Annotated in this window: 15 protein-coding genes; 8 read left to right on the forward strand and 7 right to left on the reverse strand. The window is 66.7% G+C overall.

Annotation, left to right across the window (positions count from 1 at the left end; translation table 11 throughout):
* Positions 1-118 precede the first annotated feature (118 nt).
* Positions 119-928, reverse strand: a complete 810-nt coding sequence (locus SK1NUM_RS05830; RefSeq protein WP_212326518.1) for a class I SAM-dependent methyltransferase — start codon at positions 926-928, stop codon at positions 119-121.
* 360 nt (positions 929-1,288) lie between these two features.
* On the opposite strand from SK1NUM_RS05830, the gene ilvD reads away from it, so the two are divergent.
* Positions 1,289-3,133, forward strand: coding sequence for a dihydroxy-acid dehydratase (gene ilvD, locus SK1NUM_RS05835; RefSeq protein ID WP_212326520.1), 1,845 nt, complete (start codon positions 1,289-1,291; stop codon positions 3,131-3,133).
* On the opposite strand, the gene SK1NUM_RS05840 is transcribed toward ilvD, so the two are convergent.
* Complete coding sequence (locus SK1NUM_RS05840; protein ID WP_212326523.1) at positions 3,076-3,612, reverse strand: DedA family protein; 537 nt, start codon at positions 3,610-3,612, stop codon at positions 3,076-3,078. The genes ilvD and SK1NUM_RS05840 overlap by 58 nt on opposite strands.
* A gap of 144 nt (positions 3,613-3,756) precedes the next feature.
* Between SK1NUM_RS05840 and SK1NUM_RS05845 the strand changes: the two genes are divergently transcribed.
* The 5 genes from SK1NUM_RS05845 to SK1NUM_RS05865 all read left to right on the forward strand — a co-directional run bounded on the left by SK1NUM_RS05845 (position 3,757) and on the right by SK1NUM_RS05865 (position 10,638).
* Positions 3,757-4,617: a T3SS (YopN, CesT) and YbjN peptide-binding chaperone 1 gene (locus SK1NUM_RS05845; protein WP_212326525.1), complete on the forward strand. Its 861-nt coding sequence runs from the start codon at positions 3,757-3,759 to the stop codon at positions 4,615-4,617.
* Between the two features lie 101 nt (positions 4,618-4,718).
* Complete coding sequence (locus tag SK1NUM_RS05850) at positions 4,719-5,114, forward strand: pyridoxamine 5'-phosphate oxidase family protein (RefSeq protein WP_212326527.1); 396 nt, start codon at positions 4,719-4,721, stop codon at positions 5,112-5,114.
* A 10-nt stretch (positions 5,115-5,124) separates the two neighbouring features.
* A complete protein-coding gene (locus SK1NUM_RS05855; protein ID WP_212326541.1) occupies positions 5,125-5,997 on the forward strand; it encodes a universal stress protein in 873 nt (290 codons plus the stop codon).
* A complete protein-coding gene (gene hrpA, locus SK1NUM_RS05860; RefSeq protein WP_212326550.1) occupies positions 5,994-9,788 on the forward strand; it encodes an ATP-dependent RNA helicase HrpA in 3,795 nt (1,264 codons plus the stop codon). The genes SK1NUM_RS05855 and hrpA overlap by 4 nt, the downstream gene beginning before the upstream one ends.
* 10 nt (positions 9,789-9,798) lie before the next feature.
* Positions 9,799-10,638, forward strand: a complete 840-nt coding sequence (locus SK1NUM_RS05865) for an acyl-CoA thioesterase (protein ID WP_212326552.1) — start codon at positions 9,799-9,801, stop codon at positions 10,636-10,638.
* Positions 10,639-10,661: 23 nt separating this feature from the next.
* On the opposite strand, the gene SK1NUM_RS05870 is transcribed toward SK1NUM_RS05865, so the two are convergent.
* On the reverse strand, positions 10,662-11,591 hold the full coding sequence (locus SK1NUM_RS05870) for a sigma-70 family RNA polymerase sigma factor (protein ID WP_212326554.1): 930 nt from the start codon (positions 11,589-11,591) through the stop codon (positions 10,662-10,664).
* 188 nt (positions 11,592-11,779) lie between these two features.
* On the opposite strand from SK1NUM_RS05870, the gene SK1NUM_RS05875 reads away from it, so the two are divergent.
* Together SK1NUM_RS05875 and SK1NUM_RS05880 are read left to right on the forward strand one after the other, a co-directional pair.
* Positions 11,780-13,378, forward strand: coding sequence for an RNA polymerase sigma factor (locus SK1NUM_RS05875; RefSeq protein WP_212326556.1), 1,599 nt, complete (start codon positions 11,780-11,782; stop codon positions 13,376-13,378).
* Between the two features lie 42 nt (positions 13,379-13,420).
* Positions 13,421-14,317 (forward strand): hypothetical protein, encoded by an 897-nt coding sequence (locus SK1NUM_RS05880; RefSeq protein ID WP_212326558.1) that lies wholly within the window; start codon positions 13,421-13,423, stop codon positions 14,315-14,317.
* A 41-nt stretch (positions 14,318-14,358) separates the two neighbouring features.
* On the opposite strand, the gene SK1NUM_RS05885 is transcribed toward SK1NUM_RS05880, so the two are convergent.
* Genes SK1NUM_RS05885 through SK1NUM_RS05900 form a run of 4 tightly spaced genes read right to left on the reverse strand, consistent with a single transcriptional unit; the run spans position 14,359 to position 23,379 of the window.
* Positions 14,359-15,555, reverse strand: a complete 1,197-nt coding sequence (locus tag SK1NUM_RS05885) for an amino acid aminotransferase (protein WP_212326560.1) — start codon at positions 15,553-15,555, stop codon at positions 14,359-14,361.
* 30 nt (positions 15,556-15,585) lie between these two features.
* On the reverse strand, positions 15,586-17,337 hold the full coding sequence (gene recD / locus SK1NUM_RS05890) for an exodeoxyribonuclease V subunit alpha (protein WP_212326562.1): 1,752 nt from the start codon (positions 17,335-17,337) through the stop codon (positions 15,586-15,588).
* Positions 17,324-20,488 (reverse strand): UvrD-helicase domain-containing protein, encoded by a 3,165-nt coding sequence (locus SK1NUM_RS05895; protein WP_212326564.1) that lies wholly within the window; start codon positions 20,486-20,488, stop codon positions 17,324-17,326. Before SK1NUM_RS05895 ends, recD begins: the two co-directional genes overlap by 14 nt.
* Positions 20,485-23,379, reverse strand: a complete 2,895-nt coding sequence (locus SK1NUM_RS05900) for an exodeoxyribonuclease V subunit gamma (protein ID WP_212326566.1) — start codon at positions 23,377-23,379, stop codon at positions 20,485-20,487. The genes SK1NUM_RS05895 and SK1NUM_RS05900 overlap by 4 nt, the downstream gene beginning before the upstream one ends.
* Positions 23,380-23,471 lie beyond the last annotated feature (92 nt).

Here is a 23,471-nt window from a genome sequence, read left to right on the forward strand (position 1 = left end):
GCGAGGGAACCCGCCGTAGGGTCGCAGGCGCTGCGAGGGGCCCCGGGCATCGTGCTGGCAAGGTAGTGGCGAGGCTGCCCCCTGGTAACCCAGCTGGTTTAAGGCCATTGAAAGCCCGTTAATACCTTCTCTGGCCGGTGCCCACCACTAGCGAGGCGTCCAGCTCCCTGCCCGCCAGCTCCTCTGCCAGGAGTGCATGGGCCTGTTCGCGGGTGGTCGCATCGAGTCCGGTGAGCATCCCCCGGAAAGCTGAGCCCTCCACCAGCAGCCGGAGGGACGTGGGATCGAGGGGAATCTTCAGCTCCGCTGTCGTGGCCTCGGCAGCAAGCCCGAGGGTCTCCAGCCTGGCCTTCATCGAATCAGGGTGGGTCAGGTCTTTGCTGAAACTGGCACGGCCCATATGCGGTGGTGACACCGAACCTCCGAGACGCTGCAGAGCCCCAGCCAGGGTGGCTCCGACTCCCGGCAGGTCGAGTGAGTCTGAGGAGGAGCGCCAGTGGGCGATGACCAGCTTCCCAGTGGGGCCGAGCAACCCGGCCAGGTGAGCTGCGCCACCAGCCGGGTCGGGGATGAAGGGAAGCCCGAGGATGCAGAGAACCTGATCGTAGGGTCCAGCTTCCCAGGTGGTGATGTCGGCGGTGAAGGCATGCACTCTCCCCAGGTAGGGCGAATCGGCCAGGCGGCTCTTTAGCGCCTCGATCAACGGAGCGGACAGATCGACACAGTCCACCTGTCCGTTGGGCCCGGCGCATTCGGCGGCGGGGAGTGCCGCTGACCCGGCGCCGCAGCAGGCATCCAGCACCCGTGCGCCGTCCTGGGGAGGTGCTGACTCGACGACGATCTGGCCTACACGGTCCCACAACAATGGAGCCAGGGCGATGAAATCTCGGGCGGCGGCGTCGAAAACACTGGTCACGCCAGCCATCATGCCTCAGAGGCTCCGCTGGCGGGCAGGCGCGGACAGGGAACCGGCAGGCGTGGACGCCTTAGCCCAGCTCATCCGCGGCTAGCCAGTCGCGTGGATCAGCGGTGCAGTGTCCGTGCCGAGTCAATGTTCTCATCGATGATCGGTCATACTGCGGCAGGAGTTCCAGGTGGTCAGGCTCCCGGCCAGGAAATGATGTGCGCCTACCGTATGGGGCTCTACCTACCGTAATGGGCGCGGTGCGCCGATAGCGATCACAGTGGCTCAGACAGGGCGGGATATCCGCTGAGTCAGGCAATCCTTATCGGTGGATTCCTTGCTCTACCCCGTACACTTGGCGAGTTCAACGCATGAAGGAGAAATATGCCTGCGCTGCGTTCCCGCACGTCCACTCATGGTCGCAACATGGCCGGCGCCCGTGCGCTCTGGCGCGCCACGGGGATCACCGACTCTGATTTCGGCAAACCCATTATTGCGGTGGCGAACTCCTTCACGCAGTTCGTGCCTGGGCATGTCCACCTGCGCGACATGGGCAGGCTCGTCTCGGAGTCCATCAAGGAGGCCGGGGCGGTTGGCCGCGAGTTCAACACCATCGCCGTTGATGACGGTATCGCCATGGGGCATGGGGGCATGCTGTATTCGCTGCCGAGCCGGGAACTGATCGCCGACGCGGTGGAGTACATGGTGAACGCCCACTGCGCTGACGCGTTGGTGTGTATCTCCAACTGCGACAAGATCACCCCCGGGATGCTGCTGGCCGCGCTGCGGCTCAACATCCCGACGGTGTTCGTCTCCGGCGGGCCCATGGAGGCCGGCAAGGCCATCATCCGGGACGGGCAGGCCACGACCTCCCTCGACCTGGTCAACGCGATGACGGCCGCCGTGGACCCAGATGTCAGCGACGAGGAGCTGGGCCGCATCGAGGCCAGTGCCTGCCCCACCTGTGGTTCCTGCTCGGGGATGTTCACCGCGAACTCCATGAACTGCCTGCTGGAGGCGATCGGCCTGGCCCAGCCTGGAAACGGCTCCACTCTCGCCACCGCGGCCGCCCGCCGCGACCTGTTCGTGAATGCGGGACGGTTGATCGTCGACCTGTGCCGCCGGTGGTACGACGAGGACGATGCCTCGGTGCTGCCGCTGTCCATCGCCACGAAGCAGGCGTTCAGCAACGCGATGCGCCTGGATGTGGCGATGGGTGGCTCCACCAACACCGTCCTGCACCTGCTGGCCGCCGCCCAGGAGGCGGCGGTGGACTTCGACCAGGACGACATCGACGCCATCTCCCGCGTCACCCCTTGCCTGTCGAAAGTGGCTCCCAACTCGGAGCGCTACTTCATGGAGGATGTCCATCGTGCTGGCGGGATTCCGGCGATCCTCGGGGAGCTGCGTCGCGGGGGGAAACTCGACGAGGATGTCCACTCGGTGCACTCGCCGTCGCTGGAGCAGTGGCTGGCTGACTGGGACATCCGCGGTGGTAGTGCGACGGACAGGGCCATCGAGCTGTTCCACGCTGCCCCTGGCGGGGTGCGCACCACGGTTCCCTTCAGTTCCACCAATCGCTGGGAGTCTCTGGACACCGACTCCGAGTCCGGGTGCATCCGCTCCGTCGAGCATCCCTACACCACCGATGGCGGCCTGGCTGTGTTGAAGGGGAACCTCGCCCCCGACGGGGCGATCGTGAAGACCGCGGGTGTGCCGGAACACCAATGGGATTTCACGGGAACCGCCTTCGTCACCGAATCCCAGGAGGAGGCCGTGGAGTCCATCCTCGGCAAGAAGGTGAAGGAGGGAGACGTCGTCATCGTCCGCTACGAGGGCCCCAAGGGCGGCCCGGGGATGCAGGAGATGCTGTATCCGACGTCTTATCTGAAGGGACTGGGCCTTGGACCCAAGTGCGCGCTCATCACCGATGGGCGCTTCTCGGGCGGGTCCTCAGGGCTGTCCATCGGGCATGTCTCCCCCGAGGCGGCCTCCGGGGGCCCGATCGCCTTGGTGCGCACCGGCGACGAGATCACCATCTCCATCCCCAACCGGTTGATCTCGCTGAATGTTCCCGATGAGGAACTCGCTGCCCGGCGCGCGGAGCTGGAGACCGGCGGGGGTTACCGGCCTGCGACCCGTCAGCGGCAGGTCTCGACTGCGCTGAAGATCTACGGCTCCCTGGCACAGTCGGCGGACAAGGGGGCGTCGCGTCGTTTCGACGGCTGATCGCCACGGTGACGTCCCAGCAGGTTGAAACCGATCACCGCCACAGCGACCACGACTAGCCCGGCGACCGTCAGCACCGGGCTGTGCTCCCAGGCCTGGGAGATGACCACCAGGCTGATCATCCCGCCAGTGCCCCAGATGAATGCCCAGATGACGCAGCCCACGATCACCGCGGGCAGGTAGCGGCGCAGCGGCATCCGCGCCACCCCCGCAGCCAGGCTGACCATGGTCTGGAGCCCGACTACCAGGAAGCTGAGGGTGACGGCGGCTGGTCCCCAGCGGTTCAGCCACGAACAGCCGACGCGGTATAGCCGGGTCTCCAGTATGCGTTTCCAGCGTGTGTGGCTTGTGCCGGTGATGATGCCCCTCCCGAGCCAGTAGGTGCCGTTCGAGCGTGCCATGACTATGCAGAACAGGCTCAGGAGCATCAACTCATACGGCAGCTGCCAGTCCTGGGGATGCATGGCGTCCTCTCGCATCAGGGAACGGGATAATTTTAGGACACCCTCAATGAGCCCGGGATAGTGTTACCGCTGCCCATGAACCGCTTCAGAGAGTGTGCCCGCAGCCGGGACACCCGTATTGTTGCCGGTTTGCTAGGTTGAATCCCGGAGGTGGGCTGCATGGCTGATATTGAAGATTTCGATCTGGACAAAACCACCAAGCAAGCGTGGGCGGACTTCACTGAGAGGCTCGCCGATGTGCTGTCGGTGATGGATGCCAGCGCCGACCTGACCATCTCTGCCGTCAGCAGTCAGGACTCTCGCGAGGCACACCCCGCGGTGCGGTTCTCGGCGGTCGAGCCGGGGATCGTCGAGGCTACTCTCGTCGGCGTCGATTCCCCACAGCTTGAGGAGCTCGGCTGGGCTGCCTCCCCCCAGGGTTTCACCGCCAGGCGGGACCAGGAGGAGGCCGGTGAGCTGGCGAATCTCACCACCGCCACCATGACCGAGATCGTGGGGGTGCTGCACCCGATCTTCCTGGAACCTGACCAGCTCGCGGAGTTGCTGACAGCCAGCGATGGCGGCCTGACCCCACCGGCTCCCGGAACCTATGGCGTTGTGCTCCCCAGCAGCCAGGCCCAGCTCGACTCGATTGTCGACGCCGAACTGGAACAGATGTTCGGGCATCCGGCTCTGCGTAATGCCGCGGGGGAGGTCGCCATCCGCGTCGGCTCCACGATGGTGTTCTGCCGCTCCACCCCGGATTTCAAGGAACTGGTGTTGTTCGCGGCGCTCGTCCACGATGTCAATGGCCGTTCCCGGGCCTGCGAGGTGCTCAACGACCTGAATGTGGAGTCCCGCTACTGCCGTTTCGCCCTGCACAGGGATCGCGTTTTCGTCCAGGTCTCGGTTCCCGCCCAGCCCTTCGTCCCCCGGCACCTGAGGCAGGCCCTCGAATCCATCTCCCAGGTGGCGGACGGTATCGATGACGACCTGGCCCACAAGTTGGGCGGACGCACCACCTTCCCGTCCGCGGGCTGAATGTGCCGTTCTGCCACCAGCTGGTGTCCGGGTAGGTCTGAACCTGGGGACGATATCGATATGGTGCGCGGACTGTCGTCGTCAGACACTAGAGTTCTCCCATGGCTGAGGTCACATACTTCGAACGGCTGGACGTTCCCGAGTGCCTGCGCCTGCTGGGGGGCGGCGGGGTCGGGCGTGTGGTCTGGCAGGGAGCTGACGGCTTGACCGTGCTTCCCGTGAACTACCGGCTGATCAACGGTGCAGTGGTTTTCCACACCAGTCCCGCATCCCCGCTGGCGCGGCTCGCTGAACCCACGCAGGTGGCTTTCCAGGTAGATGAGATCGACCACGGCACCGCGGTCGGGTGGTCGGTGCTGGTCCGGGGGACAAGCGGGCCCAGCGAGGTTGCCGGATCCGTCAGTTTCCTGGCGCACAACCAGCCGGTCAGCGTGGCGGTGAATGTTGAAGAAGTGACGGGCCGGGTGATTTCCGGCAATCCAGTGCCCCAGAGTTGAGGAGGATGACATGGAGGACCGCAAGCTCATAGTGGTGGGTGTCGATGGCAGTGAGGATGGTCTGCGCGCCGTCAAATACGGCGCCAGCTTCGCCGCTGAGATCGATGGTGAGCTGCTGCTGGTGCACGCCGTCGACGATGCCATGCTGGCTGGGGCATGGGGTGTTGTCTACGACCCGGAGGTGCTGCAGAACGCAGGAGTCAGCGCCAACGAGGCCGCCGCCACCAAAGCCCGTGAGACTGGCCTGGGGGAGGAACGTATCCGCACCGAGGTGGTGCTCGGATCACCTGGCGGGGTATTGGGCCGGCTCAGCGAGGTGGCTGACCTCATCGTCGTGGGCAGACGCTCTGTCTCTGGGCTGGAGCGGATGTTCGTCGGCTCCACAAGTGTCTCCGTTGTGGCCGGCTCCCACTGCCCTGTGCTGGTGATCTCGGCTGCGGCCCATCCGCAGGATGTGGGGCATAAGAAGCTGATCGGGGTCGGGCTCAACACCAGCCGGGTGAATCGTTCCACGCTGACCGCGGGTTTTGAGCAGGCCCAATTGCTCGGGGCGCGGCTTGAGATCGTCCATGCCCTGCAGCCGCCCATCGGGCTGTTCGGCCCGAAACTCGGGCCTGCCGACCTGGAGGAGCTGATCCGTTTCACCGGGGGCGGCATCGAGGCGATGGCAGTGGAGCAGGCCAAAACCTTCCCGGATGTTCCTTACGAGGTGGCGGTCGTGGCGGCCACCCCGATCAACGAGTTCGTGACACGCTCGGAGAATTACGACCTGCTTGTGCTGGGCGCTGGCGAGGAGGCTATCCCGGGGTTCGGGCTGGGAGGCCTGCTGCGTGGCTTGATGGCCCATTCGCTGTGTCCGCTATACATCACCCACGGTAAGTGAACCAGCAGCCACACCTCACCTTCGATCCGGCGCTTCCGATCTCAGCGGAGGCGCCGTTGATCGCCTCCCTGATCCGCGACCACCAGGTGGTTGTGGTCGCCGGCGAGACCGGATCGGGAAAGACCACCCAGCTCCCGAAGATCTGCCTGCTGGCGGGACGGGAACGGATCGCCCACACGCAGCCGAGAAGAATCGCCGCCCGTACGGTCGCGCACCGGATCGCGGAGGAATGCGGGACGCAGCTCGGGGAATTCGTCGGATATCAGGTGCGGTTCACCCGGAGGGTTAGCCACGCGACCCGCATCAAGGTGATGACCGACGGTGTGCTGCTCAGCGAGCTGGCTCACGACCGCGACCTGAGGCGCTACGACACGATCATCATCGACGAGGCCCATGAACGCAGCCTCAATATCGACTTCCTGCTGGGCTACCTCAAGCAGCTCCTGGCGCGTAGACCGGAGCTGCGGGTGGTCGTTACCTCAGCGACCATCGACACTGCCCGGTTCGCCGCCCACTTCGGCGATGCGCCGGTCGTCGAGGTGTCCGGACGCACCCACCCGGTGGAGGTCCGCTACCAGCCTGCCGGGGAGGGAATCGACGAGGTGGACGCCATCGCCATGGCTGTCGAGGAACTGGCGGCCACCACCTCCTCGGGGGATGTGCTGGTGTTCCTGTCCGGGGAACGGGAGATCCGGGATGCCGCGGACGCCATCCGGGCGTTGAAGCTGTCCGGCTGGGAGACGGTACCCCTGTATGCGCGGCTGGCTGCGGCTGACCAGCAGAAGGTGTTTCAGTCACACGCAGGCAGGCGCGTGATCTTGGCGACGAACGTCGCGGAGACCTCGATCACCGTGCCGGGAATCCGCTTCGTGATCGACACCGGCACAGCCCGCATCTCCCGCTACTCGGCACGCACCAAGGTGCAGCGGCTGCCGATCGAACCGGTCTCGCAGGCCAGCGCAAACCAGCGGGCCGGCCGCTGTGGCAGGCTCGGCCCCGGCGTCGCGATCCGGCTGTACAGCCAGGAGGACTTCGCTTCCCGCCCCGAGTTCACTGAGCCGGAGATCCTGCGCACGAACCTAGCCACCGTCATCCTCCAGATGGCGCAGGCGGGGCTGGGGGATGTCGAGAGCTTTCCCTTCGTCGAGGCCCCGGTGGCCTCGCAGATCAGCGACGGCCTGCGGGTGCTGCAGGAGCTCGGCGCCATCAAGCCGCGCCGCCGCCGTGAACAGGTCAGGCTCACCCGCGTGGGGCGGCTGCTGGCGAGGATGCCTGTCGACCCGCGGCTCGGCCGGATGCTCATCGAGGGTGCCCGGCGTGGTGCCCTGCACCAGGTTCAGGTGATTGTCGCCGGACTGACCGTGCCCGACGTGCGGGAACGCCCCACAGACAACCAGCAGGCCGCCGATGAGCTGCACCGGCGTTTCAGCCAGCCAGTCGTCGCCGAACCGGAGCCTGAGGGCACAGAGCCGAGACGTCACACCGTGCACACTGGGACCCGGCCTGGGAAACAGCCGAGAGGGTCCTTGGCGGGAGGTGACTTCGAGGCTTTGCTGAACGTCTGGGACTATCTGCGGGGTCAGCGCCGGAAGCTGTCGGGCAGCGCTTTCCGCAAACTCTGCCGTGCGGAGTTCCTGCACTTCGTGCGTTTCCGGGAGTGGGAGGATCTCGTCTCCCAGCTTCGTGAGGTCTGCCGGGAACTTGACCTGCCGGACAAAGGCACTGCCGCGATGGACGTGGTCCTCGACTGCCTGCTGACCGGCCTGCTTTCTAATATCGGATTAGCGCTGCCACCACTCCCGAGAACCCAGGGACGGCGCCGTCCCCTGACTGAGTACCAGGGGACACGTGGCGCGCGGTTCGCCATCACGCCTGGCTCGGCGTGTGCAGAGTCCACGCCGCCGCTGGTGGTGGCCTATGAGCTCGTGGAGACCTCCCGTCTGTGGGCGCGCACCGTCGCGCCGGTGACGGCTGCACAGGTAGAGCGAGCCGCCGGTGACCTGGTGACCCGCACTCTCTCCGAACCGGCCTTCTCGCCTCGCAGTGCCACGGTCATCGCCAGCGAGACCGTGAGTCTGTTCGGCGTGCTGGTCATCTCCGGACGCCGCACCAACTACGCCGTCGCCCATCCTGAGCAGGCCCGTGCGATCTTCATCCGCACCGGGCTGGTGGAACGGGCCTGGGAGACCCGCAACCCCGTCGTAGCTGCCAATCGGTTCGCCTACGACGAGGCGGAGCGGCTCACCGACCGGATGCGTCGGCCGGAGCTGCTGATCTCCGACCAGGCTCTCTACGATTTCTACGCCACCCGGCTACCCCCCGAGGTCGTCTCCGGTGCTGCCTTCGAACGCTACCTGAAGTCCTTGGACGATGACTCAGGGCTGCGCCTGAGCCCCGCGGACTGCATGACCGACCCCGGTGCGCTCAACATCGCTGACTTCCCCGACAGATGGGTGGTGTCGGGACTGGAGCTGCCGGTCACCTACGTCTACGACCCTGGGGCGGGCCACGACGGTGTCACGGTCGAGGTCCGGCTGGAACAGCTGGGAGCCCTGGACCCGGCGCCCTTTACCTGGCAGGTGCCGGGGCTGCGCGAGGAACTCGCGACGGCCCTGATCCGGGGTCTTCCCAAGAGGATCCGCACAGCGTTCGTGCCTGCCCCGGATTTCGCTCGCCGTGCCGTCGCTTGGCTCCGGGAGCAGGGGGTCAGCGACACCAGCTATTTCCCAGACGCCCTCGGCAGGGCGCTCACCGCGCTCACGGGGGAGCGGGTGGCTTCTGATAACTGGCGCCTGGATGCGGTGGATCACCACCTGCGTCCCATGTTCATCGTGTTCGAGGGCCGCCGTGAGGTGGACCGCGGCGAAGACCTAGCCGCGCTCAAGACCCGGCTCAGCGCCAAGATCGCCTCCCGGCTTACACGCTCCGCGGGGAGGGTCGCGACGACGGGGCAGACCGACTGGAGTTTCGGGAGGCTTCCCGTCACGCGGCGCCTCGGCGGGGGAGTGGAAGGCTATCCCTGCCTCGTGGATGAGGGGAGCAGCGTCGGGGTGCAGGTGGTGGACACATCCGTGAGGGCAGAGCGTCTCCACGCCCTGGGGGTGCGGCGCCTGCTGACCCTGGTGAATCCATCGCCGGTCCGCTGGGTGGTCTCGCACCTTGGCAACCAGGAGAAGCTCGCGCTCGGCTCCAGCCAGTACTCCTCGGTGCCGGAACTGCTTGAGGACGCCTGGCTGAAGGCCTCCGACCGGTTGTTGCGAGCGATCACGGATCCAGTGCGGGTGCGCGATGAGCAGGAGTTCCGGCGGGTGGCGGAGGCAGTGCGCGCCGATTGCCCTGAGACAACAGCCGCTGTGGTCTCGACTGCCGCGCGGGCGTTGGCGGCTCAGGCCCGGGTGGAGCGCCTGCTCGCCGGGCTGCCGGTGGACGACGAAGTGCGGCAGGACATCACCGAGCAGCTGGCCAACCTCACCTTCAGGAGATTCATCTCCGCCACGCCGGATCCGTGGTTTGACCGTGTCCCCGTCTGGGTTGGGGCCTGCGAGACCCGGCTTGTTGCGCGCGGCAAAAACCCCAGCAGGCACGAGCGGAACCGTGCCGAGATCTCGGAGCTGGAATCCCGCTACGCCGAGTTGTGCGACACGCAGCCTCCAGGCCCGCTGTCCCCCGAGGTGGAGGAGATCGCATTCCTGCTGGAGGAGTTCAGGGTCAGCCTGTTCGCACAGGGAACACGCACCCTGGTGCCTGTCTCAGCCAAACGCATCTCGCAGGCGATGGGCAGAATCGGGTGATAATGGCCGGGTGCCCGCGACCACGAAAGACCTGATCCAGCTGTTCGACCTCGTCGAGGTCGGCAAGGACAAGTTCCGGGGTCCCCAGCCGGACACGCAGTGGCAGAGACTGTTTGGCGGGCAAGTGATGGCTCAGACCCTCGTCGCAGCCATGCGAACCGTCCCCGAGAGCCGGGCGGTCCACTCCCTGCACGGTTATTTCTTGCGCCCGGGGAACCGCCGGGAGCCCTTGCGTTTCGGTGTGGAGCATATCCGTGACGGTCGCACCTTCTCGGCGCGCAGGGTGATCACCCGCCAGTACGACAGCGTGATCTTCGACCTGAACGTCTCCTTCCAGGAGCAGGAGGAGGGCCTGACTCATTCTGCGGTACAGCCGGAGTCGGTCGCTTCGCCGGAGGAGTCGTCGTCGCTAACTCAGGCGCTGGAGGAGCGTTTCGGGACCCCGATCCGGATGCTGTCGGAGTGGGATGCCCTTGATGTCCGCCTGGCATCCACCCCCGTGCCGAGCCAGAACGGCGGGGTTATGAGGGCCTGGGTTCGTACCCAGGAACCGATGCCTGGTGACCAGCGGCTCCATTCAGCTGTGCTGGCCTACCTGACCGACCTGCTGCTGCTTAGCGTCTCGACTGTGCAGCACGAGGTCGAGTTCCTGTCTCCGCAGATACAGGCCGCCTCCATCGACCACGCCATGTGGTTCCATCGTCCGGCCCGCTGCGACGAGTGGTTGCTTTACGACATGGTCTCCCCATCGGCCTCCGGGGCTCGCGGGTTCTGCCAGGGGCGGCTGTTCCAGAACGGTCAGCTGGTTGCCTCCTGCGCCCAGGAAGGGCTGATCCGGCTCGTCGGCTGAGCCGGATCAGGGGATACGCGAGTTCAGGCGGCTGCCTGGTACTCGCGCATCTTGGCGAGGGCGAGGCGCTCGATCTGCCGCACCCGCTCAGCGGTGATCCCCCAGTGCTGGCCGATGTCGGCCAGTTTGGCTTGCCGGCCATCGAGGAGACCGTAGCGGCGTCGCACCACGTCGGCGGAACGGTCATCGAGTGCTGAGAGCATGCCGTCGAGGCGGGCACGTTCCTCCGCGTCGAGCACCACCTCATCGGGGCCCGGGGCGGTCTCGCGGGCGATCAGGTCGCCGAGCGCGGTGTCGCCGTCAGCCTCGACGGGGGCGTCGAGGGAGACGTGGTCGCGGGCGTAGCGGATCAGGTCGACGACCTTGTCCTCGGCCAGATTCAGCTCGTCGGCGATCTCACCCACCTCCGGTTCGCGGCCGAGGGTGCGCTCCAGGTTGCGGCGTACCGCGGAGACCTGGTTGACCTGTTCGGCCACGTGCACGGGGAGGCGCACGATACGGCCCTGCTGGGCGATGCCGCGGGAAATGGCCTGCCGCACCCACCAGGTGGCATAGGTGGAAAACTTGAATCCCTTGGTGTAGTCGAACTTCTCCACCGCCCGGATCAGGCCGGTGTTGCCCTCCTGCACCAGGTCGAGCAGCGGCATCTGAGCGCGGCCGTATTTCCGGGCCACGGAGACCACCAGGCGCAGGTTCGCCTTGATGAAACGCTGCATGGCCTGCTCACCGAGCTCGACGAGCTGCTCCAGTTCTTCACGGGTGGCGTCTGTCGAGGTGGTCTCATTGCCGTCGAGGATTTCCTGGGCGAACAGTCCGGCCTCGATGGCACGGGCCAGCTGCACCTCCTCCTCGGCGCTCAGCAGAGGGGTCTTGGCTATCGCGTCCAGGTAGAGCCCAACGGCATCCTTGCCATCGATACCGTCGGTGCTGCGGGTTCGCGCAGTCATGATCATTGGGTCCGCCTTTCTGACGTCTATGCCCATCTAAACGCGTCCAGGAGGGCAAAGGTTCCCGCAATCGTGACCCAATCGTTATCTCAGGGGTATCTCAGACCGTGGTATGACGTCCGGTGCGGTGAGGCCCGGGCCCGGGATGGGGACTTCCCGTAGGCGTGCGTTTGAGTGTGGGGGAAGGCCGTGGAATGATTGCTCAGACGCCCCTTGACCGCAACGGGGTGCTCTGTGCCCAGACGCGAGGAGAAACCGCTGTGACCTCTGGTTCGAGCTCCGAACAGGCTCCGAAGACCACCCGTAGTCGCACGAGGAAAACCGCCACCATCGTTGCGGATGCCCCGGAGAAGGCCAAACCCGCCACCAAGCGCACCCGTGCCACGAAGACAACGAAATCTGAATCGAAGGCGGGGGCCACGAAGGCTGAACCAAAGAAGAAAGCCGTGAAGGCCGAACCGAAGGCCAAGGCCGCGAAGATCGACACCAAGGAAAAGACAGTTTCCGGCACCCGGAGCGCCCGCGCCAAAGCCACTGGGGTCAAGGCGACGGCCAAGACCAGTCGTGCGACGACGGCTACGGCCAAGGCCGCTACCAAAACCACCCGATCACGGTCCAAGCCCGAGCCGACGGCCGAGGCGGATGGCCCGACCATTGCCCAGGTCACCTCCGGCGAGATCGAGGTCGAGGTGCAGCGTGACGGCAACGATGTCGTGCTGAAGGTGGGAGGCAAGAAACGCTCCCTTGACGAGGTGGACGACTCCCAGTTCATCGAGGAGAAAGAAGCCACCCTCGAGAAGGAGCTCGTCGAGGAAGAGGGCTTCTCGCTCTCGGACAAGGACGATGCCGACGAGCCGGAGCAACAGGTCGTCTCGGCCGGCGCCACCGCCGATCCCGTCAAGGACTACCTGAAGCAGATCGGCAAGGTGGCGCTGCTCAACGCCGTCGAGGAGGTCGAGCTGGCCAAGCGCATCGAGGCCGGCCTTTTCGCTGAGGAGCGGATCTCGGACGCCGATAACCCGATCCTTCCCGACGATCTTGAGGATTTCGAGTGGATCGCCAATGACGGCCGCAACGCCAAGAACCACCTCTTGGAGGCCAACCTGCGTCTCGTCGTCTCTCTCGCGAAGCGCTACACGGGACGCGGGATGTTGTTCCTCGACCTGATTCAGGAGGGGAACCTGGGCTTGATCCGGGCGGTTGAGAAGTTCGACTACACCAAGGGGTACAAGTTCTCCACCTACGCCACCTGGTGGATCAAGCAGGCCATCACCCGGGCCATGGCCGATCAGGCCCGCACGATCCGGATTCCCGTGCACATGGTCGAGGTCATCAACAAACTGGCCCGTGTGCAGCGGCAGATGCTGCAGGACCTCGGCAGGGAGCCAACCCCGGAGGAACTGGCCCGCGAACTGGACATGACTCCTGAGAAGGTGGTCGAGGTACAGAAATACGGCCGCGAGCCGATCTCACTGCATACCCCGCTGGGTGAGGACGGCGACTCCGAGTTCGGCGACCTCATCGAAGACTCCGAGGCGGTCGTCCCTGCGGACGCCGTCAACTTCACCCTGCTGCAGGAGCAGCTCAACGACGTCCTCGATACCCTCTCGGAGCGGGAGGCCGGGGTGGTGTCGATGCGTTTCGGACTCACCGACGGGCAGCCGAAGACCCTGGACGAGATCGGCAAGGTCTACGGGGTCACCCGGGAACGCATCCGGCAGATCGAGTCGAAGACCATGAGCAAGCTGCGGCACCCGTCGCGTTCTCAGGTGCTCCGCGACTACCTAGACTGACTTTAGGGTCCCGGGAAATGGGGGCAACGCTGAGGAGAGAACTTGCGAGACGATCCCCTGGCCTTTGAAGACGACACCCCCACTGTGGAGTTGCCGGCTATCACGGTGCCGATGGCCCCTGTCCAGCCGGCTACGGCCCCGCAACAGACCTGGCGGGTCACGCCAACCGAGGTCGACGCCATGGCGTCTGTATCCTCGCCGGCCCAGCCGTCGGCAGCTGTCGCGGCCGAGTCGGAGAGAGAACGCCGGCGCCGCGAGCTGAACCAGTATCGGAGACAGGTGTGGGACCGGCGTTTCGTCGCCTGGGTGCGGTGGCTGTACTCGCGTGTCAGGACGGCCGTCTACATCACCGTGGTCCTGATGCTGCCTGGGCTGCTGTTCCGTCCCATCAGGGGATACCTGGACTGGGTGATGATCGCGAACCTCGGCCTGGTCGGGGTCGTGGCTGTCTCTCTGGTCGCCGGGGAGGTGACCAGCCGTCAGCCGCAGTGGTCCTGCATGTTCGGGGCCCTGTTCCGGCTGCTGATGGTGGGTGGTTTCGCCATAGCGTGCAGCTACGTCAGCGATGCCGACCCTTGGAAGGCGGTCGTCGGGCCGCTGCTGCGGTTTGCGGGGTCGTGGGGTTTGCAGATACTTACGCTGGTGGATCACGCGGTCGTGATGGTCCTAGGGGCGCTGCTCGCCCGGGGCAGCCTCAGATCGCTGGCCGAGGGTGGGAAGATCCACCTGGAGGGCATGTCACGATTCGGAACCCGGCCAGGCTGGACCCTGAAGGCCCAGTTCATAGGCGCCGACCCGCGTGAACAGCCAGGCTGGGCAACAGCCCCCAGCATCTTCGCCTACCGCAGGGCGTTGTTCCGCTTCTATCTCGGCCAGGTCAGGGTCCTGATCACCTGCGTCTATGTCACATTCCTGATGTTCGTCATTGCCTCGGCCTGAGGGGCCCGCCCCGGCGGTCAGGACTCCAGGAGCCATCGTGTTTACTGCCTGACCGCTGCTATCGCCTTGACCACGGTCTCCAGGTTTGCCTCGTTGAGGGCTGCCACACACATCCGGCCCTTCTCGGTGCCGTAGATGCCGTGTTCCCGGCGCAACGCCAGCATCTGATCCCTCGACAGGCCCGAGTAGCTGAACATGCCTGCCTGCTGGGCGATGAAGTCCATGTCCTCGATGCCCGTAGCGCGCAGCCCCTCGACCAGGCGGGCCCGCATCTGTTTGATGCGGTTGCGCATCTGGTCGAGTTCCCGCTCCCATGAGGCCCGCTGGGCCGGATCCCCGAGGACGCCGGCGACGATGGCCGCTCCGTGTGTTGACGGGTTTGAATAGTTGGTGCGAATGCAGATCTTCACCTGCGACAGGACCCGCCTGGCCTCCTGCTCATCCTGGCAGACGATGTGCAGCGCACCGATGCGTTCGCCATAGAGTCCGAAAGACTTCGAGAACGAGGTGGAGACGAACAGGGGCAGTCCCGCCGCCACGAAACGCGAGATCACGGCGCCGTCCTCGGCAACCCCGGTCCCGAAACCCTGGTAGGCCATGTCGAGGAAAGGAATCAGCGCGCGGTCCGCGATCACCTGGATCACCCGGTCCCACTGATCCGGCGTCAGGTCATATCCCGTCGGATTGTGGCAGCAGGCGTGCAGCACCACGACGCTGCCAGGCCCGGCTGCCTCAAGGTCGGCGACCATGCCGTCGATGTCGAGGCTCCTGGACGCGGCGTCGTAGTACCGATAGGTGCCGACATTGAAACCGGTGCGCGCGAAGATCGCGCGATGGTTCTCCCACGAGGGGTCGGAGACCAGGACCGTGGCTCCAGGGGCCAGGGTGGCAATGAAATCGGCCCCGACCTTCAGCGCGCCGGTGCCGCCGAGGCTCTGCACCGTGGCGATGCGCTTCTCCGCGACAGCGGGCGAGCCGGGTCCGAACACCAGCTCCCTGGCCAGTCGCACGTATTCCGGGAACCCGTCGATGCCGAGGTAGACGTGCGGCTTCGCAGCGGCGGCCAGCCGGTCCTCCTCAGCGCGGACGCACTCCATCAGCGGTATCCGTCCCTGATCGTCGAGGTATACGCCAATGCCGAGGTTCACCTTGGAAGTGCGTTCATCTGCCTTGAAGGCCTCTGTCAGACCCAGGATCGGATCGGCAGGAGCCAGTTCGACGTGCTCGAAAACAGACATGTTCAAGGCCTTCCTAACGTTGAGCGTCCCTTAGCCTAGCGTTTCGGGGACCGCAGTTCGCAGCAGCCCGCTGGCTCGCCTAGCCTTGGTCTCGACGGCTTTGCGCAGTGCTTCCGGGGAGCCATAGAGCCAGACCTCCGACTCGGCCCTGGTCACCGCCGTGTACAGCAGTTCTCGTGTCAGCAGCGGGGACCCGGCTGGGGGCAGGATGACGCTGACCTGCTCGAACTGGCTGCCCTGCGATTTGTGGATGGTCATGGCGTGCAGCTCCTGCGTGGCGTCGAGGAGCAGCGGATTCAGTAGTTCCGCATGCCCGCCACGATCCACAGCCGCCAGCAGCTGCCCGCCGGTCTTGACGATCACCGCCACGTCACCGTTGCTGACCACATCCGAGTTGCGGGTGACGATCAGAGGCTGTCCCGGATAGGCACCCACCTCGAGGGCATACCCGGGGAACCGTCCTGCCAAGTGGTTCCGCACCGCCTGCTGCCAGTGACCGGTGCCGAAAGGGCCTTCGCGGTGCGCGCACAGCAGCCGGTGCTTCTCAAGGGCCCTGACAGCCCCCGCCCCGTCACCCGCCAGGGCTGCATCCAAACCCTGGCGGGCCGCCGTCTCAAGGCTGGTGGCGAGTGCGGGCAGGTCACGCAGGGACTCCACGCCCGTGAACGGAATCAGCGTGCATGTCTCCGACTGCTCCAGGAGCGCCAGGCAGGCATCGGCGTCGCCGTCGCGGATGGAATCTGCCAGCTGCGCCACATCACCGAGGTTGCGGTGGCTGCCCCCGAGCTGTACGACAGCTGGCCCGCCGGGGGAGGTGACCAGATCGGGCGCGGCCGAGATATCGGCCAGCACCGCCCCGGCCTCCACCGATGCCAGCTGGTTGGGGTCGCCGATCAGGATCAACCGGGTGGTGTCAGCGACTGCCTCCAGCAGCCACGACATCAGCGTGATCGACACCATGGAGGTCTCGTCCACGATCACCACATCGAGGGGCAGCGGGTTGAGCGCGTCGTGGGTGCGTTCAGCCCGGCCTGGGACCACGCCGATGACCCGGTGCAGCGTCCCCGCGGTCAATGCCGTCCTCTCCGGGTGTTGGAGTCTGTCCCGCACCGCGGTCTCCAGGCGGGCGGCCGCTTTGCCGGTGGGGGCGGTCAGGGCGACGGTGACAGGACCCTGGGCCGTCAAAGTGTCGATGATCCGGGAGACCACCGTCGTCTTTCCCGACCCGGGCCCGCCGGTGATGACGCTGGTGCGGGCCCGGGTGGCAGCCGCCACCGCAGCGTCCTGGGTAGGGTCCGGTGTCATGCCGGGAGGTGAGGTCAGCTGACCGGGGGAGGGCAGGTCAGGCAGCGCGCTGCGGTGTTTGAGCTGGGCCATCAGGCTCTGCTCCTCCGCGAAGAACCTGTCAAGGTAGAGCAGGTCGTTGACCAGGCGAAACGGGCGTGGCCCGGCATCCGGCCCTGCGACCGCAGGTGAGGCCGACACTGTTGCCGCCCAGGCGTCGGGCTCAGGCCAGGGGAGTTCGATGGGTTCCGCCGCCGAGCCGTCGTCAGCCTCACTGGGGACGATCAGCTCCGGTGCTGCCGCCAGGTCCAGGCACACCGACCCTAGGCGCAGCTCCCGTACCGTCAGGGCGAGAGCCAGCAGCACCTGTTCATCGTGTTCCCCGCAATAGGCAGCCATCCTGCGGGCCAGGTGGAAATCTGCCACGTGGATCATCCCGGCCTCGGCGAAGGTTCTCAACAGTCCCGTCGCGGCGACTGGGACCTCAGGTCTCGTCATGACATCCTCCCAGCAGCTCAGAGACCTCCACCACGAGCGTGGCCGGGGGGAACCACTCGAAGACGCCGCAGCGCCCGCCCCCCACGACCGGTGTGCGAGGCCCAGCCATGCCCCGCACGAACAGGTAACCCACCCCACCCAGATGCTGCTCGGGGCAGTAGCCGGGCAGCCGCCAGGCCAAGAAACGGTGCAGGGCCGCGCAGTACAGCAGCGCCTGGAGCGGGTAGTGGGCCTGCATCATCGCCTCCGCCATGGCGGGAGGCGAGTAGTGTTCGGCGGCCAGGTCCTGGCCGGGAGGGGTGGGAAGCCGGTTGGTCTTGTAGTCCACCACCGTGAACCTTCCCGTCGGCAGTTTCAGCACCGCGTCGATGGAACCGGTCAGGAAGCCCTTCAACGTCGCCTGGGCGGCTTCGGTACGGACAAGCCGCTCCGGATAGGCGGCCAGCGGGTCGGAGGCGGGCAGGTGCTGGGACAGCGCATGCGCCAAATCCGCGACGAGCGATGCCCTGCCACGATCTCCCAGTGGCAGGTCGAAGTCCAGTTCCGCCAGCCGGTCCCTGACCGGCAGGTCCGCCAGGGCCTCCTCGCAGAGTCCGCCCAGGGGAGTGGTCACCACCAGTTTCAGCGCCTCAGCAAGCTGCTGCGCCTGCTCTGTGTCCAGCCCGAACAGCGGAGCCCTCGACTCGGTCACCTGGGACAGATGCTCTAGATGGTTCCAATCCGCCTGCTCCAAGACCTCATGCACGAGTGTCCCGAAGCGGGCGCCTGCGGGCAGATCGTTCATGGGTGAGGCGGTGACAGGTCCCGTGTCCGCTTCCAGTGCCAGATCCAGCTCCTCAGGCTCATCCAGGGCCTGCTCGTGGAGGCCCGCGGTGAGTCCGGAATACGAGGTGCGCCGCCACTGCTGGTCGATGTCACGGGTGAAACGGGCGGTGTGAAGGCTTCCGGGCGGGGCCTCGGGCTCCGGGACTGGAAGATCGCTGCCCCAGGGGGTGGCGGTGACCGGTGACAGGTGCACCAGCTCCGGGTCGAAACCGAAAGCAGATGGCAGCCGGGCGTAGTCGGGGTTGAGCTGTGGGACCGAGCGGTCACGGCACAGCAGCGCCGTCAGAGGACCTCCTAAGGCACGCCGGTCCATCACATGCCACGCGATAGCCAAGTGCCTGGCACGGGTGAGCCCCACGTAGAGCAGCCGCAGCTCCTCGGCACGCGCCTGCTGCCTGGCGACCAGGGCCAGCTCGTCCCGGTACCCGGGACGAGCACCCACGTGCAGCACCCGGCGGTGCGCGGCGTCCACATACGGAAAAGCACCACGCAGGTTCACCTCTGTGACACTGACCTGCGGCAGGAGCACTATTGGGAACTCCAGCCCCTTGGCCGAGTGCATGGTGCATACCCGGACCGCTGCCTGGTCCGACGCCAGCCGGGTGGTCAGCTCACCCGCCGGCCTCGCTGCCTGCGTGCTCAACCAGGCCTGGAGGCTGTCGAGGCTGGTGGCCCCCGAGGACGCCAACAGTTCGCCGACCTGGGTGAGGTCGGCCAGGCGGCGTTCCCCATCGCTGAGATGCGCCAGGTGAGGGGCAGCGCCGACCAGTAGCTCGCTGGTCAGTGACACCACGCCGCCTGCCGCGAAACACCTGGCCAGCTCGTGTACGCGCTGCGATGCCTCGGTCTCAGTGCGTTCAGTCAACAGGTCGGTGGCAGGCAGCCCGAGCAGATTCCCCAGAGCCGCTTGAAGGATACGGGCACGGGTCGGCTGTGCGACCGCGGCGAGCACTGCCAGCCAGTCGGCGACCGCAGGCGAGTCGAGGGCAGAGCCAGGACCATGCCAGGTGGCGGGCAGCCCAGCGGCGTGCAGATCAGCTGTCAGCGCCAGGCCGCGGTCACGGGTGCGGGTGAGGACCGCGATGTCCTGCGGGCCGATCCTGCGTTCCCCGTCCTTGCCGCGGATGCGTGCTCCGGCCAGCAGCGACCGCACGTGAGCCACCACGTCCCCGGCGACGGCACGATCCGGGTTGTCAGTGGCTCCGGGGCCGTGGCCGCGTAGCCAGATGCGGGCCGTGGGGGCGTCGGTGAGGACAAGCACCCCATCCTCCGGGCTCCGGATGGAACGCACAGGGGTGACCTGGATGCCGCCGCTGCCCAGGGAAACGTTGCCAAACAGCTCCGCCACCCCGGCCACCACCCCGGGCTCGCTGCGGTGGTTGGTCTCCAGGGTCGCGCGGTGCCGCACCACTTTCGCTGCCTCCAGGTAGGAGCCGAGATCGGCGTTGCGGAAGCCGTAGATCGACTGCTTGGGGTCGCCGATCAGGGTGATCATCGCATCCGCATCCACGAAGGTGCGTCTCAGGATGTCCCACTGGTCCGGGTCGGTGTCCTGGAACTCGTCCACCAGCACGACGGGGAAGCGGCGGCGCAGCTCCGTACGCACCTGCTCGGCGGCCGCGGAGCTGCCCACCAGCTCTCTCAGCCTGCCGGGCAGATCGTCGAAGCTGACCAGCCCTAGCTCACGCCGTCGTCGCGTGAAGCGTTCCCGCACCCGTGCCTGAAAATCCAGCAGCTCCTGGTCCGGCGAGGCCAAAGGAAGGCGCGATGGGGCCGCTGTGGCGGCGACCAGGAGCGCGCGCCGTGCATCCAGCGGGGGAGCAGGCTGGTTGAGGTAACTGGCCAGGTACTCGTCGGTGGCGCATTCCCGCACCAGCGTGGAGACATCGGCCACCACCTGGTCGGCGCTGTCCCAGTCACCCAGCATGCCCAGGCTCTCCAGCTGCCCCTGGCAGAACGAGTGGATGGTGGTGATGGCTGCGGTGCCGAAATCATCCAGGGCTGCGTGTAGCCGCTGCAGGTAGCGCCTGGCGTGGCGGTCTGTGCCCAGGAGTTGCGAGACCGGGTCCGCCGGGGTGGCTTCCCCCGCCAGCATCGACGATAGGTCGGCGGCGACCGAGACGATCCGGGAGTGGACGCGTCCCCGCAACTCCTGGGCGGCGGCATTGCTGAAGGTGATCAGCAGCAGCTGGCCTATGGGCACTCCCGCCTCGGCAATGTGACGGACCGCAAGCCCGGCGATGGTCCAGGTCTTACCCGTCCCGGCGCTGGCCTCCAGTAGCATCGGCCCATCGGGCAGGGGACCGGTGATATCGAAGGGGATCATTGCGCGGCCTCCACGAGAGGGGAGTGCAGGGCCAGTGCCCACCCCCCGAAGGCTCCGAAGCGCTCCGGGCCGGGCGGGTCGCCGTCCTGGGGCGGGTCGGTGAACAGCTCCGAGGCCGGGCCTGCGTAGAAATGCTCCCAGTGTGCGGGACGCCACGCCCAGGGGGAACCCCAGCTGCTGGTCGGCAGGTCCCAGTCCGGCGCGTTGAATCGTCTCTCGCGAGCCGACTCGGCGAGGATCCGCGCCGGTTCCGCGGGGACGGGGATGAGCCTAGAACGGGCCAGATGGGTGCCGCGGACCAGCATTTCCAGGTGTGGGCCAGCATCCTGTGGCGCAGTCAGTGTCACCGATCCCGGGAAGAGGTCACCGTAGTGGCGGCGCAGGTAGTGAATGCGTGCCCGCGTGGCCACCCCGGATGCAGCCAGCGCCAGCAGGTGTACCCACGGCTCGAACAGGGGGCGGGGCAAGTCACTGGGGGACAGCACAACCAGCTCGTCTCCGCGTAGCCGGACGGTGCCTGTCAGCCGCAGCCCTGAGCAGCTCATGTCAATAGCGGCGTCGCGGACCGGGCGGTTCCAGTCGTCCTGGGCCTGCTGCCAGAGCCGCCTGATCAGGTCCACGTCCGCGTCGAGAACTGCTCTGCCCAGGAGACCGGCGGGCAGTAACTCACGCCGTGCCTCGGATCTCGCAGCGGCATCGGGCGGCACGCCGGTGCGCGCAGCAGCCAGCAGCCGGGAGCGGATGCCCCAGGCCTTGAGCCCGCCGGCCTTGAGCGGCAGGTCATCGCTGGTCTCCGGAGGGTTGATCGCCCGGATGCCGAACCGCTCCCGCAGGAATGCGGCTGCGGGATCACGTAGGAAACGCACCACCTCCTCCAGGGTTACCGGCAGGCCATCATCCTTCGCCGGCAACGCGAGAGCTGCCCGCCGCCGTGCTGTGGTGGCGGAGACCGCGCTGCCATGCCGGGACCGCCGCAGGACCTGGGCCATCTCCAGGGCCGCGGTGTCGAAACTCGGGTGGGTGCCGGTGAAATTGCTCTCTGACTGCCTGGTCGGCGGCATTTCCTGGAGCTCTGGGTTTGCCTCCAGCCGCCGCCACAGCCAGGTGAGCGCCGTCGGGGTCTCCCGCACGGCATTGGTGGTCTCGGAACGGTTCTGATGTATCACCACCAGGTGCTGGCAGGCCCGTGCGTGATCCAGGAGGTCCTCAAGCCGCTCCTGACGGGGATCCGGCAAGACACCGGGTATCGCATCGGGTATGGGATCAACCCCTCCGTCCTCGAAACCGATCAGGGCGACGATGTGGAAACCGACACCTTTGAGTTCCCCCGGGCCGGCGATAGTCACGTTGCCGTTGCCCACAGCTGGCCGGGACGGGGGCTCTGCCGCGAGCTGTTCCAGCAGGTCGGTGAAGTCGGCCGCCGTCAGCCTGACGGGGTTGGTGGCGCTCTCCGCAGCGAGGCGCGCTAGACGGGATGTCGCCTCCTGGAGCTGCGACTCCTCGGCAGCAGGCAGGCCGGTGAGCTCGGCCAGCAGACTCCCGGCCCGGGCAACCCATTCCGGGATGGTGGCGGGCCCGGCTGTGGTTGCGTAACGCCGTAGCCGGGTGAAGATCTCCGTGAGCGAGCCGATCAGCTCCAGATCCGAGCTGTTAACGGCGTCGGCTCCTGAGATGGGTAACGCGGTGCTTCCGGGAGCCAGGGCCAGGCCAGCCAGCAGCCGGTCGAGACCCCGTGCCCAGGTGTTCTGCGTGACCTCGCCCAGTCCCTGGTCTGCGCGATGCTGGCTGTCCAGTCCCCAGCGGATTCCGGCGGAGTCGATCAGCTGCGTGAGTTCGTCACGTCCTGGGAGGCGCCAGCGGTGTGCGATGGGGGCGAGCTCCAGCAGGTCCAGCATGCTGCTGGCGGTCGCACGGGAATCGCGCAGTCTGGTGGCCTCGGCCAGGACACGCAGCACCGGGTTGGGAGTGCGCGCTCTATCCGGGATCTGGAGGCGGAGCTGCCGGCCTGGGTGGGAATGCGTCTCCAGGGGTGCGAAGACCATGCTGAGTGCGGGCCACCAGGCAGCGGGGTCTGGGACCACCACCAGGATGTCGCGGGGTTCCAGGCCCGGGGTCTCCTGCAGGAGATGGCACAGCTGATCCCGCAGGACCTCAGCCTGCCTGGCTGGGTGGTGGGAGCCCAGCCAGGTGATGGTCGCGGGGACTGTGGTGCCAGTCAACTCCAGCACCGGGATGTCCTGGGCCTGGGCGGCAGCCCCCAGCAGCAACTCCGTTGTTGCCGGCAGCCCGGGGCAGTGCAGCACTGCTGTGGCCGGGCCGGGGGCCTCCACGAGACTCAAACGCATGCGTGCCAGTTCCTCCACCGGATCCCACTCGAGGATCTCAGTGATGCGCGAGGCAAGCTCTGGCTGCCAGCTCAGGTGTGCTGGCAGTTCCTCGGCCGCCTCGCTGGGGCTGGCGAGCCACTGCGCCAGCATCTCCGGGCGGTGCTCCTGGTAGCGGCGCATCAGTGTGGCCACCCGCTGCGAGACACCGCGCAGCCTGCCCGGGCCGGCCTTGAGGTGTGTGGCGACCACGGGATGGCAGTCGAGGAAGTCCGGGTCCGTCAGCACCTCCTGGACGGCCAGCTCCAGAGAGCGGCCGCGCCAGGGCGACGCTTCCCCGTCGCCCAGCTCCGCCTCAAGCTGCGTCACCCACCGGTCGGCTGGCAGTAGATCGACTCCCGCCAGGATGCCGATGCGGGATGCCAGCGCCTGGCCAGCCAGGCGCGCAGCACCGGCGGACGAGGTGATCACCTGCACGCGGTCGAGGACGCCGGGGCGAAGTGCAGTGAGCCACGCCTCCAGGGCGTCGATCAGTTCGTCCCAGCGCTCAGCTGTCTGCCTTTTCAACCCGATGACCTGCTCCTTTCCATGTGTGCGCTCACATTAGTGCCCCTCCAGGACAAAACTGCTCGGACACCTCCTGGGGAGCTTTGTCGTGG

Source organism: Arachnia rubra (genome assembly GCF_019973735.1).
GTDB lineage: Bacteria > Actinomycetota > Actinomycetes > Propionibacteriales > Propionibacteriaceae > Arachnia > Arachnia rubra.